The organism is Photobacterium indicum, from assembly GCF_003026215.1.
In the GTDB taxonomy this organism is placed as follows: Bacteria; Pseudomonadota; Gammaproteobacteria; order Enterobacterales; family Vibrionaceae; genus Photobacterium; species Photobacterium indicum.
Genome location: NZ_PYOC01000012.1, coordinates 53,306 through 71,313, shown reverse-complemented (window position 1 = coordinate 71,313; position 18,008 = coordinate 53,306). Strand labels below are relative to the sequence as shown.

The window sequence follows — 18,008 nt, the reverse complement described above, 5'->3', positions numbered from 1 at the left end:
TAGATAAAAAATGACAATTTATGATCAACAGAGATGCCTTATGAAAGTGAATAACTTACTTTCATAAGGCAATATTTTTGTAAAAATTTTGTATTATCATCGCAGTCGAAAGCCTGTAAGTTACAGTTTTGTGATTAGCCTCTCACTATGAGGTCATTATTCAACATTATTGATACCTCGCTTTCGGGTATAACACTGTGATTAAATTTCCCTTGGGTAAAGATTGTCTGGAGACTGTCCTCAATGAAAAAGACCAAGATCGTATGTACGATTGGACCAAAAACTGAATCTGTAGAAATGCTTACTAAACTAGCTAACGCTGGTATGAACGTAATGCGTTTAAACTTCTCTCACGGTAACTTCGAAGAACACGGTCAACGTATCGTAAACCTACGTGAAGTAATGGCTACATCTGCTCAGTCTCTAGCTATCTTGCTAGATACTAAAGGTCCTGAAATTCGTACTATCAAACTAGAAAATGGCGAAGATTTCGCTCTAGTTGCTGGTCAAGAATTCACATTCACAACTGATATTACAGTTGTTGGTAACCAAGACCGTGTTGCAGTAACTTACCCAGGTTTCGCTAAAGACCTTACTAAAGGTAACATCATCCTTGTTGATGATGGCCTTATCGAAATGGAAGTACTAGAAACAACTGAAACTGAAGTTAAGTGTAAAGTACTTAACAACGGTGATCTTGGTGAAAACAAAGGTGTTAACCTACCTGGTGTTTCTGTAAAGCTTCCTGCTCTTTCTGAAAAAGATAAAGCAGACCTAGTATTCGGTTGTGAGCAAGGCGTTGATTTCGTTGCTGCATCTTTCATTCGTAAAGAAGATGATGTTAAAGAAATCCGTGCTCTACTTGCTGCTAATGGTGGCGAGAAGATTCAAATCATCTCTAAAATCGAAAACCAGGAAGGCGTTGATAACTTTGACTCTATCCTAGAAGCTTCTGACGGTATCATGGTTGCTCGTGGCGACCTTGGTGTTGAAATCCCAGTAGAAGAAGTTATCTTTGCTCAGAAGATGATGATCGAGAAATGTAATCGCGCACGTAAAGTTGTTATCACTGCAACTCAAATGCTTGATTCTATGATTAAGAACCCACGTCCGACTCGCGCAGAAGCGGGTGACGTTGCAAACGCAATCATGGATGGTACTGATGCAGTAATGCTATCTGGTGAATCAGCTAAGGGTAAATACCCAATTGAAGCTGTAACTATCATGGCTCAAATCTGTAACCGTACAGATTCAGCGTTAAAAGCAGAATTAGGTTCTCGCCTAGACAGCTCTCGTCTACGTATTACTGAAGCGGTATGTAAAGGCGCAGTAGACACTTCAGAGAAGCTAAATGCTCCTCTAATTGTTGTTGCGACTGAAGCTGGTAAATCTGCTCGCTCTATCCGTAAGTACTTCCCAACAGCGAAAATTATTGCTGTAACTACAAACCAGAAAACAGCTGCTCAGCTTTGTCTAACGAAAGGTGTTACACCTATCGTTGTTGATGCTATCGACAGCACTGATGCATTCTACAGCCGCGGTAAAGAAATCGCGCTAGAAACTGGTCTTGGCGCTAAAGGCGATATCGTTGTTATGGTATCTGGCGCACTAGTTCCTTCTGGTACAACTAACACAGCTTCTGTACACGTACTTTAAGTCGTATACTGAGTTTTAAAATGGGAGCTTCGGCTCCCATTTTTGTATCTGGCGTCTGATAAAGCATCGAATACTCACACTTTTCTATATCCTCCCTATCCGCATTTACTCACAAATTCATCTTTTCTATATCGCACCCTAACCTCATAAATCGTATACTTCATAATAAGCAGATACTTCTAAGGTATAAATCGTCACTCGTCGGTATTTCAATTTCCACCAGAGCGACTAGCCTAATAAGTAACACTTTCTTGCTGACTAATATTCATCGAAATATCCTATGCAAATGAAAACTCATACTTAGCATTAGGGAATAACAATAAAAATGAGAGGAATTTAGTGTCTAGTCCTACTTTGACTAATAAGATTATGGAAGTTATACGACAAGATATTCTGCTTGGAGAGCTTTCTCCGGGCCAAAAGCTTGTCGTTGCCGACTTAAAAGCACGCTATAACGTCGGAGCCTCACCCATTCGCGAAGCGCTGGTTCAATTATCATGGAAAAAATACGTCAAATTCGCCCCTCAAAAAGGCTGCTGGGTTGCACCTATTTCAGTAGATGAACTTGAAGATCTGTTTGAGACTAACCTAATTTTATCTCGCGTATTATTAGAACGAGCAATCATCAATGGCGACGAGGCATGGGAACTCAATATTCTCACTACCTATCACAAGTTAAGCAAAATAAACCCTGCGGCATCGGACGTTGATTTTACAGAATGGGAAGATCGACACAGTGAATTCCACCTCGCTTTACTTGCGGGTAGCCAATCACCAGTAATGCTGGAACTATATCGTGAAGTTTATGAGCAAATTGAACGTTACCGTCACGTCTGGGTAAGCCGCAATCGCCACTATGAAGAACGTTATCATGATAATGGTGAACATGACGCGATGATGAAAGCTGTACTAGGGCGAGACACACAACGGGCACTCGATTTACTAAATAATCACTTTAAGCGAGCTGTCGAAATCATTAAAGCATACATCTAATTCTTATATCGATTGCCATTTAACGGACACCGATAGATAAAGCTCGATCTCCATCGATCGAGCTTTCTGCAATCGAACGTCATCCCCATCACATATACCCAAACTACCAGCCAAAAATTTCCTTATGATGCGTATTCAGTAGAAGTACTGCGAGTAGAAAATAAATCGCACTCACCTTAAAACCAAGTATCAATAAACACAGGCTCATAAATCGCACTAGAAATTTGTTTACCATTATCAATCCTCCTCTATAAGCAAGAATCCTTTCGCATTATCCTCTCTGCATTCCATACTCTAGGCTATAGAAATTCAGTACCAGCACTAAGATCAATACAGCTCCACTATTAGACTTTAGTCTAATAGTCGTATTTTGAGCACTGTTTGCATAACTACCTCAATTCTCTCAACGACAGAGGATCACTCTCTCTCATGACAATTAATGACAAGCAAAAAATAAGCCCGATACAGGGATTTCCTGAGTCGGGCTTGTTTAGTACGTCTAATTTAATGTTATGCTTTTAGTGCGCGCTCTCCACGAGCAAGACCAACAACACCACTCCGTGCTACTTCAACAATATCTGTAGCCTCGCTAACCGCAGCAATGAATGCATCTAACTTTTCACTCGTGCCTGCAAGCTGAATCGTGTAAATTTGGCTTGTAACATCAACAATTTGACCGCGAAAAATATCTGCAGTACGTTTCACTTCAGCACGGGCAAAGCCACTCGCTTTCACCTTAACTAACATTAGCTCTCGCTCTAAATGTTCAGCTTCGGTTACATTACTCACTTTCAAAATATCAATTAGCTTATGTAATTGCTTCTCAATTTGTTCATAAACAGCATCATCTTCAACATAAGTCGTAATGTTTAAACGTGATAATGTTGAATCGTCTGTCGGTGCTACAGTCAGTGTTTCAATGTTATAGCCACGCTGAGAGAACAGACCAACAACTCGAGAAAGTGCGCCGGGTTCATTTTCTAGTAATACCGATATAATTCTGCGCATTATGTTCTCTCCGTTTTGCTTAACCACATTTCGCTCATTGAACCACCACGGATCAACATTGGATATACATGCTCGGTTTCATCAATACTTATATCAACGAACACCAACTTATCTTTCATGGCTAGCGCTTTTTCTAACTCGCTATCCAGTTTCGCTGGATCTGAAATACGCACCCCAACATGTCCGTAAGCTTCTGCGATTGCAGCAAAATCAGGCACTGAATCCATATACGAATGTGAGTGACGACCTTGATAAATCATGTCTTGCCACTGCTTTACCATACCAAGAAAGCGGTTATTTAGGTTGATGATCTTAACTGGAATATCGTACTGAAGTGCCGTTGATAACTCTTGAATATTCATTTGGATACTACCATCACCAGTCACACAAACGACTTCTTCATCAGGTAAGGCAAATTTCACTCCCATAGCTGCAGGAAGACCAAAGCCCATGGTGCCGAGGCCGCCCGAATTAATCCAGCGACGTGGCTTGTCAAAAGGATAATACAATGCAGCAAACATTTGGTGCTGACCAACATCAGAGGCAACATATGCATCGCCATTTGTTAGCTTATAGAGAGACTCTATAACCTGCTGAGGCTTAATACGTTCGTTATTGGTTTCATAACTTAAACACTTACGTGAACGCCATGACTCAAGATCTGCCCACCAACTCGCTATCGCCTCTTGGTCATTACTGCTCTCTTGCTCATCGAGCATTTTAAGCATGCAATCTAGAACCGTTTCAGCAGAGCCTACAATCGGAATATCCACCGCGATTGTTTTTGAGATAGAAGATGGATCAATATCGATATGCATGATCGTGGCATTTGGACAATATTTATCAACATTGTTCGTGGTTCGATCATCAAAACGAACACCAATACCAAAGATCAAATCCGCATTATGCATCGCCATGTTGGCTTCATATGTACCGTGCATGCCTAACATGCCAAGACAGTTTTTATGCGTCCCCGGAAACGCGCCTAACCCCATCAGCGTATTAACGACAGGAAGATTCAACGATTCGGCTAATTTTAAGATTTGCTGATCACATTCAGAGATAACAGCACCGCCACCAACATACAGAACAGGCTTCTTCGCAGATAGTAGTGCTTTTAAACCACGTTTAATCTGACCTTTGTGCCCTTGCGTTGTTGGGTTATACGAACGCATCGCAATCGACTCTGGGTATTGATAAGGGTAGGTTTCAGCTGGGTTCAGCATATCTTTAGGAATATCGATAACAACAGGACCAGGACGGCCGCTAGAGGCGATATAAAAAGCTTTTTTGATGATCTCAGGGATATCTTCAGCTTTTTTAACTAAGAAGCTGTGCTTCACAACAGGTCGAGAAATACCCACCATGTCACACTCTTGGAAGGCATCATTACCAATCAAGTTACTCATAACCTGACCAGAAAAAACAACCATAGGGATAGAATCCATGTAGGCAGTAGCTATACCCGTGATTGCATTCGTCGCACCAGGGCCTGATGTAACGAGTACTACCCCCACATCACCTGTAGCACGTGCATAACCATCAGCCATGTGTACAGCGGCTTGTTCATGGCGAACGAGTACGTGTTCGATATCACTCTTCTCATGCAGAGCATCGTAAATATCAAGTACTGAGCCACCGGGGTATCCGAAGATATGCTTTACGCCTTGATCGATCATTGAACGAACGATCATGTCTGCGCCAGACAACATTTCCATATTCTGTCTCCAGGTTGATTACACCCTCCCGTATAGCTAATTACTTTCAACACACTCTTTTACTATTTACGTCAACGACACCCTATTAGAAACGTTGTAACGGTAATCGCACTGTAAAGCCTGTTTATGGTGTAAATAATGAGCTATACGGGTTGATATAACATAGTTAGGGCTTATTTTTAGCCTAAATTGAAATCATCATTTTTTCATTCTATGCGAACGACCACTATCAATAACAAGTTGCCGTTACCCGCAACAACTGTAACGCTTTTTTAGCAATTAAGTCTATCGGTGAAAGTGACTTCACATCATTGCTCTATAAGTTAGTTAATTTCACTGTGTTCATTTCAACTCACGCTCTAAAGACAGATCTTATAAACTGTAATAGATTGTAAATTTAGTGAATAACGCTTTTATGAAGGCTGTATAGGGGAATAAAAAATTGGAATAAATAGGTAATATGGTGATGTGTCTGCTTATTCAGCAACAATACCTCAGTTCAGATACAACAAAGGAGCCTTGCGGCTCCTTTATGTGAATAAATAATGGCGTTTACTTTTGGGCTTTTCGATGGCTCTCTTCGTACATACGCTCAATTTCTTGATGGTAGCGATCATGAATCACTTTACGACGCAATTTTTGCGTTGGTGTTAGTTCACCTTTATCCATAGAGAAAGCCTTAGGTAGTAAGGTGATTTTTTTCACTTGCTCAAACCGTGCTAAATCTTTTTGTAGCTCAACAACACGTTTTTCAATTAGCTCAACAATTTGGCTATTTTTAACCAATTCAAGACGATCGTGATATTTGATATTCAGTTCTCGAGCGTGCTCTTCCAAAGTATCAAAACAAGGGACAATCAAGGCCGATACAAATTTTCGGGTATCTGCAATAACAGCGATTTGCTCAATGAAATGATCTTTACCGATGGCACCTTCAATCACTTGTGGTGCAATGTATTTACCACCAGATGTTTTCATCAACTCTTTAATGCGGTCGGTAATAAATAAGTTACCTTGCTCATCAAAGTGACCCGCATCACCGGTTTTAAGAAAACCATCTTCAGTGAAGTTCTTCGCCGTTTCTTCTGGCATATTATAATAGCCACGCATCACCATAGGGCCACGCACGAGTATTTCGTTATTTTCGCCGATCTTAATTTCAGCACCAGGCATAGCCATGCCAATTGAATCAGGATTAAAACACTGATCATCCCAGCACGATACTGTTGCCGTTGTTTCGGTCATACCATAACCAAGTTTCACGTTAATCCCAATGGCATGGAAAAAACGACCAATGCTTTCATCCAGTTTAGCACCACCACATGGCATGAATTTGATGTTCCCACCCAAAATATCGCGTAATTTTGATAACACGAGCTTATTGGCAAGATTATGACTCATGGTGAGTAATTTCGACGGTTGACGGTGTTCTTGATGACATACAGCCATACGTGCCCCCATATTCACCGCCCAAGTAAAGACTAATTTACGGTGAAAGGGTGCACGAGATACTTTGTCATGCACTGTCGAGTAAATTTTTTCATATACGCGTGGAACAGCAGCCATCACATTGGGTTTAACTTCTGCTAATGCTTCTTTCAGCTGATTAGTATCCGTTAAATAATGGTTTATCGCACCACGATGCAGAACATAAAACGTCCATGCTCGTTCAAATACATGCGATAAAGGCAGAAAACATAAAGACGTATCGCCTTCATCTAACGACAGATTCTGATCATGCCCGATTAACTGAGCGGCAATGTTAGCGTAATCAAGCATGACACCTTTTGGCGTACCTGTTGTGCCAGAGGTATAAATCAGCGTCAGCAAGTCATCCATCGCGGTGTCATTAAGACGCTGCTGAAGTTCAGCCTCCAGCTCTGGAGTAGCAGTACAAAGGAAATCATTAAAACTGCATACTAGAGAATTATCAGGTAGCACCAAATCATCAGATAAAGTGACAATACGCTCTAATTTGGGACACCCTTCAGCAATACCAATCGCGGCATCAAGTTGCGCTTGTTCACCAACAAATAAGATACGGACATCGGCATCATTAAGCACATACGCTGCTTGCTGAGGTGTATTCGTCGGATAGATAGGAACAATAACACAGCGGTTATAAAGCGCGGCAAAGTCAGTCACCGTCCAACGGGGCATGTTGTTAGAGAAAATGGCGACTTTATCTTGGACATTCATACCATGAGCCAGCATTGCAATTGCTAGTTGCTGGATCTGCTCACCAAACTCATTCCAAGTTATATCTTGCCATTGTTCCTGTGCCTGATGACGCAAAGCAACCTTATCGCCTAAACGAGCAACTTGGGTACGAATTCGGTTTACTATATGAAAGTCGTGTTCAGCCATAACTACCTATCCATTCTAGCTTACACTTGTAAGCTCACTTGAGTTTTGAAGTCTACAGTTGGTGTAAAAAAAGGCAACCATAAAGGGATATATTTTATTTTTTATGTAGTTTTGATCTCAGTAGTAACCCTTGTCAGTACAGGCTTTATACTAGTTTTTAATAGAAATTAAACAAGTGTAAGAAAGTGCAACAAACTAAGAATATAAGCCGATGTTAAAACACAGCATAAGATTCATTATTCATTTAAGTTTAGCGGGAATATAAGATGAAAAAGAAATGACTACGGACTGTTAAGGATAAAATAAAAAAACCGACTTTCGCCGGCTTTATGTGATTCGGAAGAGAACAATATTAAGCAGTCGTATCGCCACAAATACTTAATAACTGATCACGCATCCAGATATGGCCTTTATCTTTTTGTGAAGACTCATGCCAGCTTAAGTAACCACTTACTGTTGCAGACTCAAAGGGTAGCGGCAACACTTTAAGTTGTAGGTTTTCTGCAACTGATTCAGCTAACCAACGAGGGGCTACAGCCACTAATTCAGACTGACCAACCACATACATAATGTTGCTTAGGCTAGCGCCTTGGTAAGCTTGCTGACAAGAAACCAGCTTATTATAGATATGATCTGCAAACATCTTTACACCTGGCATCGACTTTAATACCGCATGCATTTCTGATGTAAATTCTGCTTCAGAAATACTGTCACCAATACGTGGGTGGTTGCCAGCAGCAATCACAACAAGTTCATCGCTAAATAATTCTGTACTACAAAAACCAGGTTCATCGAAGCGCACGTAATCAATAACAAAATCGATTTCTTGGTAACGCATTTTCTGTGTTAATTCTGCGTCGAGTTCCGCTTCAAGCTGCATACGAATGCTCGGTGCTTGATCTGTTACATCACGGAAAATTCGTGGCGCAAAACGCATATCTGATGGGCTACATAGCGCCAGCTTAAAAGTACGCGTTGATGTTTCTGGCGAAAAAATTGACGATGGTAATTCATTCTTCACCAATTGCAGTGCTTGGCGAATTGGACCAAATAATTGCTTTGCACGTTGTGTTGGCTGAATACCACGTCCATGACGAATAAAGAGTTCATCGTTAAACATGACTTTAAGACGCGCAACCGCATTACTGACTGCAGGTTGAGACATTCCTAGATTATGAGCTGCTCTGGTAATATTCTGCTCTTGCATAACAGCATCAAAAACAGTCAACAAATTAAGGTCAACACTTCTTAAATTTGATTCCATCGTGTAATTATCAGTAGGGTGAATAGAAGAGCTTCTACGCGTCATGTCTTGCCTCTAAAATAAATATACAGGGGCGCATTAGGAATGCCATTGCCCGAATTTTAAGAGCCAATAACTTACTCTCAAATATGTTCCCCTCAGTAGGGATGCCCACAGTATTATTCAAATAGATTGATGAAACCAATACCCAATCTCATGCAAATGTAACCATCGATGAATAAGAATCTAAATTCAGAATACAAACCAATATAATTCATGATGATAAGTGTGTTCTAAAAAGATCAAAAATAACTATAATTAATATAAATATATGCTTATAAGTGATTTTCTCTCTCTTTTTAACGAATTTAACAACAAATAAAAGCACCTTTTTCATCACTGCCACACTCATTAATAAGTGTCAGTTATTAATAATGAGCAATGAGAATTCCAAGTTAGCAGGTAGTTTTCTGTCATGTTTTCACTGACTACATCAGGAAAAATCACTTGCCTCCAGAGGTGTTTCCATAATTCATCACAGTGATATTACTCCCCCATTTACATCAATCCTCCCCTTGCGCATTGATGTAAATGGGGATGAAAACCTTCTCGGCTTAAGCTTGTTTTTATTGAAGCTTAAGCCGCTAATGTTTGATGCTTTTTCACTAAGCCAAAATCAGCTAAAATGGCGTAAGCCGCAGGTATCATGAACAGTACCAACAAGGTCGAGGTGAAAATACCAAACACAATGGAAATAACCAAAGGCTGTATCACCTGTGCCTGTAAGCTCGTTTCTAATAGCAGAGGTAATAAACCGGCAGCCGTCGTCAGCGATGTTAAAAAAACCGCTCTGAAACGTTCTCGGCTGGCTTTCACAACTGCATCATGCATAGAATCACCATCATCAACATGATGTCGAATGTATTGCACCAGCAAAATTGAATCGTTTACCACAACCCCTGCTAATGATACGAACCCCATAATACTTGGCATACTTAACGCGTGACCTAACAACCAATGCCCCCACAACACCCCTATCAAAGCTAATGGAATGGCTAGCAACACGATGAAAGGTTCAAGGTAACTTCGGAACTGAAAGCTCAGTATGACAAAGACACCAAAGATCCCCATCGCAAAACCAACCCCCATCGATTGTCCGGTTTCTGCGGTATCTTTTGCCTCGCCTTCAAAATTGAAACGTAAATTTGGGTACTTCAGTTTTAACTGAGGCATTAAATCGTTACGAAACGCTTTTAAAATTTCAGTAGAGCTCACTTTGCTACTTTCTAAATCAGCAAAGACACTCAAGGTTCGTAAACCATTTACCCGCTGAATTCGCACATAATTTCGTTGATATTCTAATGTCGATATAGAAGCTAATGGAATTTGGCTTCCATCACTTAACATGATTGGAAAACTTGACAGGGTTTGTAAGTTCGCGGCTTCCTGTTTGTCAAACCGTACTTCAACCTCAATATTTTCAGGGCCGATTTGGATTTCATCTGCTGTTTGACCAAAATACGCAGCACGCAATTGGCTCGCAATCATTTGCCCGTCAACCCCAAAGCTTTCGGCCCCCGGACGCAGTTTTACCAGCACCTCTTGCTTGCCCATTCGCATGTCATCAAGAATGCCAAACACGCCATCAAATTGACTGAGATATTGCTGAATCTTAATAGAGGCTGCTTTCAATTCAGTGAGATCATCGTTTTGCATCTGAATTTCAACCGCTCGCCCACCAGGGCCCATCACGGGTTGCTTAAACACCAAAGAAACAGGATCGGCAATGGTGCCTATTTCATCTCTCCACGCAGCAACAAACTCATCGATCACCGTATTTCGAGATTCTGCACCACGCAAATCTAGCCGTACGGTAGCAACATGTGGGCCGCTCTCATCAGCATCTGGGTTAAAATTATATTGCTCAGTAATATGCTCGACAAGCGTATTGCCGCCCTCTTGTTTGTCGCTCCATTCCACATTGAGTTTTTCCGCGGCGATAACAATTGTCTGTACGACCTTCTCAGTTTGAGCCAATGACGAACCGGGTGGCAATATCACCCTAGCTTCTGCTATATCACCATCAAGCTCAGGGAAACCGACAAACTTTAGCGCCCCACCAGCCAATAATGACAGCGAAATAAACAGCATCGCAATCACACTGCCTAAGAATAAATAACGCCAACGCACCACAGCTTCAACCGCAGAAACTAACTGATTATTACGAAAGGAATCAAACTTATTTAAAAACCACACTTTAAAAGCAATATCTGGTTTTTCATTCTCTTTTTGCTTTTGTAACGAATGGCTTAGGTGGCGCGGTAAAATTAAAAAAGCTTCCACAAGACTCAATGTAAGCACCAAAATAAGCACCTGAGGCACCACTTTCAACACTGCCCCCATTTCCCCTTCAAGAAACAATAAGCTACCGAAAATACACACAGTGGTTAAATACGACGATAAAACACCAGGGAAAACTTTTTTCACCCCATTTGTCACCGCATTGGTGATAGATTGCCCCCGCTCAAGGTGCGCCGCGATAGATTCAGCAATCACGATGGCATCATCCATCATGATCCCGATTGCCATCAGTAGAGCGACTAAAGACATGATGTTGATGGATAAACCAAGCCCAGCCATCAGAAATAAGCTACCAAGAAAAGCAACAGGTAAGCCAGCCGCCACCCAGAACGAATATCGGAAAGTGAAGAACAACCACATAGTGGCGAAAACCAGCACAACCCCTTGCCAACCATTACGTACCATCATGGTAAGCCGATCCCACAGCACTGATGACAAATCGTTGGTCATACTCAGGGTAACCCCGGTGGGTGCTATTTTTCTTTCGTCTTCAACAAATTGCTGTACACGGTCTTTAATGCGCAATGCATCATCGGCTTTGTTTTTGCTGACTTTCAAAATGGCGGATGGCTTACCATCAAATAAGATCTTTTGTTCATCAAGTTCGAAACGATCAGTCAGGGTGGCAATATCCCCCAGACGTAATACCCCACCATCGCTATCAGCACCAATCACTGTATTGGCCAAAGCGGTCGGCGTGATCTTTTGCTCATCAAAACGAATCAATAAATTCTTATCACCTAACTCAATGTTTCCACTGGGTAACTTAATGTTTTGCCGTGCTAAACGATCGGCAATATCACCCACACTTAATCCGAGTTGACGAATTGCCGCTTCTTTTAGTTCAATCCGGATCTGATGATCTGAAAAGCCCCCCACCGCAACCAAGGACACACCATAATCCAATTTCAGTTTGCGCTTCAGATCTTCGGCATAGGCTTTAAGTTGTGGCCAGCTGGTATCAGCACTGATCGCCACATCCACAACGGGTTCATTCCAATCCAATTCACGTACGATCGGAGATTCGATTTCATTCGGAAAATCATTAATGGCGTTAATCTGTGTTTGTACATCCACTAACATTCGCGATACCACATCACTATTTGTTAATTTCAATACTAAGGAGGCTGATCCTTCAACAGCTTCACAACGCGTTTCCACGATATTGGATAAGCCATCAACCGCATCTTCCATTCGCATACAAATACTTTCTTCGACTTCTTGGGGCGAAGCGCCAGGATAAATAACAGATGCAATAATATAAGCGGGGGAAAACTCAGGAAATGTCTCACGTTTAATTTGCGGCAGTGCCACTAAACCCAGCAGCAACAGCGCTAGCATTAATAAATTAGCCGCAGTGGGATGGCGCGAAAAATAACGAATCATTGGGCTTTATCTCCTAATGCTTCGTTATTTTGGTCGATCTTTTTACCGTTACGTGTCACGACTTTCACAGCCATACCCGATACCGCTGGTAATAAATCATTGAGTATCAACAACTGCTGATCAACCAGATCGCCTCCAACTGCCACCATGCCATCACGACGGAATAAAACGGTCACTGTTTGAATTTTTAGCGCGTTATTATCAACGGTATAAATTTTATCGCCATGAAGCGCACGCTCAGGAATAACCCAATGAAGGTTAGCTTGCCCTTCAATTTTCGCCTCAACAAACATGCCATTGACTAAGGGAGGCGCCGACTCGGGCACTAATGCGCTATAGTCTTGTTTTACTTCAATAATCACTCCTACAGTGGCTTGAGTAACACTCACGGTATCACTAATGCGAGTGACCTTTGCTGGCCACAACTGCTGAAAACTACCGCTGGATAATTGAATACTAGCGGTGAGCGCCAGCTGATCTGCCCGCGGGCGTCCATCGGCATGGGCTGTATATTGGGTTAAGCTTGATGCCAAGACTTGCATATCGTGCAGAGCAACTTGCGCATCCACTTCGACCTTCTCAATGCCATATGCGACTAACATCGATTGCTGAAGATTAACCACTTGATTTTGTTCAATATCAACATTTGATATACGTACATCAATGGGTAAAGTGATCACCGTTTTTTCTAATGATCGTTTTGCCTCAGCAACGCGTGACTCATTCACATATAGCTGAGCTAACGTAACATTACGTTCATTAGGTAAAATAAATAATTGATTTTCAATGTCTTGAACTGTTTTTTGATTCGATAACCAAGATTGCTTTTCTAAATCCAGTTCAGATTGTGAGGTGAGCCCTTTTCGGCGTAACTCCTCTTTACGGGTCACTTCTTTCTTACTGATCACTAAACGATTTTTTTCAATTTTTAACGTGGATTTTAAGTTCACTTCCTCTTGCATCAGCTTGGCTAATTGCGCTTGGCTAGAACGTAAATCAGCCTCTGCTTGTGCTAATGTCAATTCATAATCAAGGGGATCAATTTTTACAATCACCGTTCCCGCATCCATCACTCGACCTTTTTCTAGGTTAGGGTGGCGATAAATTACTTTTCCGGTGACCTCAGCAATAGCTTGCCATTCAACTTTAGGCTTTATTCGTCCAAAACCACTGACTAAAGGCGCCATTGGTTGTTGTTGTAATTGGATAACATCGACAGCACGTTCTCGACTAGCTGCCGCTTTTACAGAAGGGGATGGACGCAACTTTATTGCCAACACTAAAACCATGATGCCAAATAAGATGGCTGGAACTAACAGTAACTTCCTGTTTAATTTCATGCTGAACTGTCCTCTATTTCAGCTAAGATCCCTTGCGTTAATACTCTTACATTATGGTCTGCTAATTCCATTAAGTACGCTTCATCTAATTTAATACCTTGCAATTCAAGCATGGCGGGAGGCGCTACAAATGGAAAGACCATCATGCTAATAAACGTCATTCTGGCTTTATCAGGGTTAATACCTTCTCGCAATTGCCCTTTCAACTTCATAGGCTTAAACATCAATTCCGTTGCCGAATCTGCAATATTACTAAACATATTTTCAATCGTTTGCCGCTGCAATGCACCGGGCTCCATCATCATGGCGCGAGAGATCAACTTAGGCAGGTCTGGGTTTGGTGCCATAATGCGGTAATAAGTTCGCATTAATTCACCAATACTTTCTATGTCTCCCTTGTTTAACACCTTTGCAAATTGACTTTGAATAGGCTCAACAGTTTCACGTAGCATGGTTTCAAACAACCCTGCTTTGTTACCGAAGTAATAACGGATGAGAGCCACATTAACATCAGCACGGGTTGCGATCATACGCGTAGACACTTTACTGTATGGCAGTGCGACAAACAGTATCCTCGCTTGATGAATCAAGCGCTGTCTTGCATCAGACTCTCCCGTCGGACGTCCAGCCTTTCCTGCCATAATCTTTTATCTACCTTTTTGATACTCAAATGCATCAGTCGTTTATGATATCGATATCACACCATAAAAGGACGCCCCTGAATTTATTAATCACTTGATTAATAATTTACTCGATCAGCTGTAATTTCGTTCACTTATTTATTCACTCCAATTTAATCAAATGATTAATTAATGACTGTGACTCCCTTTGCACCCTGAAGATTCCTCACCACTTTCATCACTCAACTGTTACAAGAATGGAAACAATAAAATAAGGTCTTCGTATCAAACTCGGATTCCGATTCATTAAAGTAATACCATGTCAAAATAACCACCTGGTCAAACCTGAATTAAAAACACATTAAAATCATAAGATTAATCATAATCGATAAATAAACAATCAATTAATGGTTGACGACCGTCCTGTCTATTTGGTATTCATTTGTTAATCAATTTTGTGGAAGTCATTTAAAAAATGAAAAATCGTTTCTCTTTACTCTTAAGCCTCCTCCTTATCGTGAATAATTCGCGCGGGTAGCTTATAGGTGAGAAACACCACATAAGAATCTAAAAACCCGCGCAGTCTGCGCGGGTTTTTGCATATTACAGAGCCAGCGCAAGCGGATGCAGACTAAGCCTTACACAGGCAGGCCAATAAAAAGGAAGTAGCAATGAAAGATCAGGTCATTATTTTCGATACCACTCTACGCGACGGTGAACAGGCTCTATCCGCTAGCTTAACGGTAAAAGAGAAACTACAAATTGCCTATGCGCTAGAGCGTTTAGGGGTTGATGTTATCGAAGCCGGCTTCCCTATTTCATCGCCAGGTGATTTTGAGTCGGTACAAACCATTGCCAAGCACATTAAAAACAGCCGCGTATGTGCGCTGTCTCGTGCAGTTGCAAAAGATATTGATGTTGCCGCTGAATCGCTAAAAGTGGCAGAAGCTTTCCGTATCCATACTTTCATTTCTACTTCTACTATCCACGTACAAGACAAACTACGCCGCAGCTATGACGATGTTATCGAAATGGGTATTGCAGCCGTGAAACGTGCGCGTAACTATACCGATGATGTAGAATTTTCTTGTGAAGATGCAGGCCGCACGCCTATAGATAATCTGTGTCGTATGGTTGAAGCGGCAATCAATGCCGGTGCTCGTACCATTAATATTCCTGATACGGTTGGCTACACCCTACCAAATGAATTTGGCGGTATCGTCGCGCAACTATTTGACCGTGTTCCGAATATCGATAAAGCCATTATCTCAGTGCATTGTCATGATGACCTAGGGATGTCTGTTGCCAACTCAATGGCTGCGGTACAAGCTGGTGCCCGCCAGGTAGAAGGGACGATCAATGGCTTGGGTGAACGTGCAGGTAACTGTTCATTAGAAGAAATTGCGATGATCATTAAGACGCGTTCTGATTTCTTGGGTGTCGAAACCAACATCAAGCACGAAGAAATTCACCGTACCAGCAAAATGGTTAGCCAACTGTGTAACATGCCAATTCAAGCCAACAAGGCAATTGTCGGTGCCAATGCTTTTAGCCACTCATCAGGCATTCACCAAGATGGCATTATTAAAAATAAGAACACCTACGAGATCATGACCCCCGAGTCGATTGGTCTTAAAAATCAAGCCTTGAATCTAACCAGCCGCTCTGGCCGTGCAGCAGTGAAGAACCACATGGATACACTGGGTTATATCGATGGTGATTATAATCTAGATACCTTGTATGCCGATTTCTTGAAGCTTGCCGATCGTAAAGGGCAGGTTTTTGATTACGACTTAGAAGCACTGATGTACTTCGCCAATCTACGTGATGAAGATGACCACTTTAAGTTGAACTACCTAAGCGTTCAATCTGGCAGCATCATGGCGACCACCAGCATTAAATTACAGTGCGGTAACGAAGAGAAATGTGAAGCTGCTGTTGGCAATGGTCCTGTCGACGCGTTATACCAATGTATCTACCGTCTAACTGGTTATGAAATTGCGCTAGATAAATTCGACCTTACCGCCAAAGGTGAAGGCGAAGATGGCTTAGGCCAAGCAGACATTATTGCCAACTACAAAGGTTGCAAGTACCACGGTACCGGTTTAGCCACAGATATCGTTGAAGCCTCAGGCCAAGCACTGCTTCACGTCATCAATAGCATTTACCGCGCAGAACAAATTGCAGAAATTAAACAGAAATCAAAAATGGAGACAGTATAACCATGGCAGGTACATATAAAATTGCCGTTTTACCGGGTGACGGTATTGGTCCAGAAGTCATGTTACAGGCGCATAAAGTATTGGATGCGGTTGAAGAGAAGTTCGGTTTTACCCTAGAACGTTCTGAGCACGACGTCGGCGGTATTGCGATTGATAACCATGGTTGTCCATTACCAGAATCAACAATGAAAGGCTGTGAAGAATCGGATGCGATCCTATTTGGCTCGGTCGGTGGCCCCAAGTGGGAACACCTAGCGCCTAATGATCAACCAGAGCGTGGTGCGCTATTGCCACTGCGTAAGCACTTCCAGCTATTTTGTAACCTACGCCCAGCACAAATCCACAGTGGCTTAGAGAGTTTCTCACCACTACGTGCCGATATTTCTGAGCGTGGTTTCGATATCGTAGTGGTTCGCGAACTAACAGGTGGCATTTACTTTGGCCAACCTAAAGGACGTGAAGGCGAAGGCCCGCAAGAGAAAGCATACGATACTGAAATCTACCACCGTTACGAAATCGAACGTATTGCACGTATTGCCTTTGAATCTGCGATGCTGCGTGAAAAGAACGTGTATTCAATTGATAAAGCGAACGTTCTACAAAGCTCGATCTTATGGCGCGAAGTGGTTGAGGAAGTGGCTAAAGACTACCCAGAAGTCACGCTGAACCACATGTACATTGATAACGCGACCATGCAGCTGATCAAAGATCCCTCTCAGTTTGATGTGATGCTGTGTTCTAACATCTTTGGTGACATTATCTCTGATGAATGCGCCATGATCACAGGTTCAATGGGCATGCTGCCTTCAGCGAGCCTTAACCAAGACAAATTTGGAATGTATGAACCAGCAGGTGGTTCAGCACCAGACATTGCAGGCAAAAACATTGCTAACCCTGTGGCACAGATCCTGTCTGCAGCGTTAATGCTACGTTACAGCCTTGATGAAGAAAAAGCCGCACGCGCTATAGAACAAGCCGTATCCCAAGCGCTAGAAGCAGGCGAACTAACCGCTGATCTAGCTGGCAAAGGTGCCGCACTAAGCACTAGCGAAATGGGCGATAAAATCGCAGCTTATATTCGTCAAGCTTAAAGC

The 18,008-nt window shown here is 42.0% G+C and carries 11 protein-coding genes; 4 read left to right on the top strand and 7 right to left on the bottom strand.

The genetic code is table 11. The annotated features are described in order from the left end of the window. Nucleotides 1-243 precede the first annotated feature (243 nt). Together pykF and C9J47_RS22275 are read left to right on the top strand one after the other, a co-directional pair. Nucleotides 244-1,656, top strand: a complete 1,413-nt coding sequence (gene pykF / locus C9J47_RS22280; RefSeq protein ID WP_107255467.1) for a pyruvate kinase PykF — start codon at nucleotides 244-246, stop codon at nucleotides 1,654-1,656. A gap of 369 nt (nucleotides 1,657-2,025) precedes the next feature. Then, nucleotides 2,026-2,649, top strand: coding sequence for an FCD domain-containing protein (locus C9J47_RS22275; RefSeq protein WP_081470316.1), 624 nt, complete (start codon nucleotides 2,026-2,028; stop codon nucleotides 2,647-2,649). Nucleotides 2,650-3,159: 510 nt separating this feature from the next. Here C9J47_RS22275 and ilvN read toward each other — a convergent pair. From ilvN to C9J47_RS22240, 7 genes are all read right to left on the bottom strand, one after another. Next, nucleotides 3,160-3,657: an acetolactate synthase small subunit gene (gene ilvN / locus C9J47_RS22270; protein WP_107255466.1), complete on the bottom strand. Its 498-nt coding sequence runs from the start codon at nucleotides 3,655-3,657 to the stop codon at nucleotides 3,160-3,162. After that, complete coding sequence (locus C9J47_RS22265; RefSeq protein WP_107255465.1) at nucleotides 3,657-5,375, bottom strand: acetolactate synthase 3 large subunit; 1,719 nt, start codon at nucleotides 5,373-5,375, stop codon at nucleotides 3,657-3,659. Before C9J47_RS22265 ends, ilvN begins: the two co-directional genes overlap by 1 nt. A gap of 552 nt (nucleotides 5,376-5,927) precedes the next feature. Then, complete coding sequence (locus tag C9J47_RS22260) at nucleotides 5,928-7,742, bottom strand: AMP-dependent synthetase/ligase (RefSeq protein ID WP_107255464.1); 1,815 nt, start codon at nucleotides 7,740-7,742, stop codon at nucleotides 5,928-5,930. Between the two features lie 352 nt (nucleotides 7,743-8,094). Beyond that, the gene (gene leuO / locus C9J47_RS22255) at nucleotides 8,095-9,051 is read right to left on the bottom strand and encodes a transcriptional regulator LeuO (protein ID WP_107255463.1); all 957 of its coding nucleotides are present in this window, start codon (nucleotides 9,049-9,051) and stop codon (nucleotides 8,095-8,097) included. A gap of 570 nt (nucleotides 9,052-9,621) precedes the next feature. Continuing rightward, nucleotides 9,622-12,732 carry an efflux RND transporter permease subunit gene (locus C9J47_RS22250; protein WP_107255462.1) on the bottom strand — a complete coding sequence of 1,037 codons (3,111 nt, stop codon included), beginning with the start codon at nucleotides 12,730-12,732 and terminating at the stop codon, nucleotides 9,622-9,624. Then, the gene (locus C9J47_RS22245) at nucleotides 12,729-14,072 is read right to left on the bottom strand and encodes an efflux RND transporter periplasmic adaptor subunit (RefSeq protein ID WP_006228366.1); all 1,344 of its coding nucleotides are present in this window, start codon (nucleotides 14,070-14,072) and stop codon (nucleotides 12,729-12,731) included. Before C9J47_RS22245 ends, C9J47_RS22250 begins: the two co-directional genes overlap by 4 nt. Next, entirely contained in the window at nucleotides 14,069-14,713 is a 645-nt protein-coding gene (locus C9J47_RS22240) for a TetR/AcrR family transcriptional regulator (protein WP_006228367.1), read from the bottom strand. Before C9J47_RS22240 ends, C9J47_RS22245 begins: the two co-directional genes overlap by 4 nt. A gap of 650 nt (nucleotides 14,714-15,363) precedes the next feature. Between C9J47_RS22240 and leuA the strand changes: the two genes are divergently transcribed. After that, nucleotides 15,364-16,914: a 2-isopropylmalate synthase gene (gene leuA / locus C9J47_RS22235; RefSeq protein WP_107255461.1), complete on the top strand. Its 1,551-nt coding sequence runs from the start codon at nucleotides 15,364-15,366 to the stop codon at nucleotides 16,912-16,914. A 2-nt stretch (nucleotides 16,915-16,916) separates the two neighbouring features. Continuing rightward, nucleotides 16,917-18,005 (top strand): 3-isopropylmalate dehydrogenase, encoded by a 1,089-nt coding sequence (gene leuB, locus C9J47_RS22230; protein ID WP_107255460.1) that lies wholly within the window; start codon nucleotides 16,917-16,919, stop codon nucleotides 18,003-18,005. The last annotated feature ends 3 nt before the right edge of the window (nucleotides 18,006-18,008 follow it).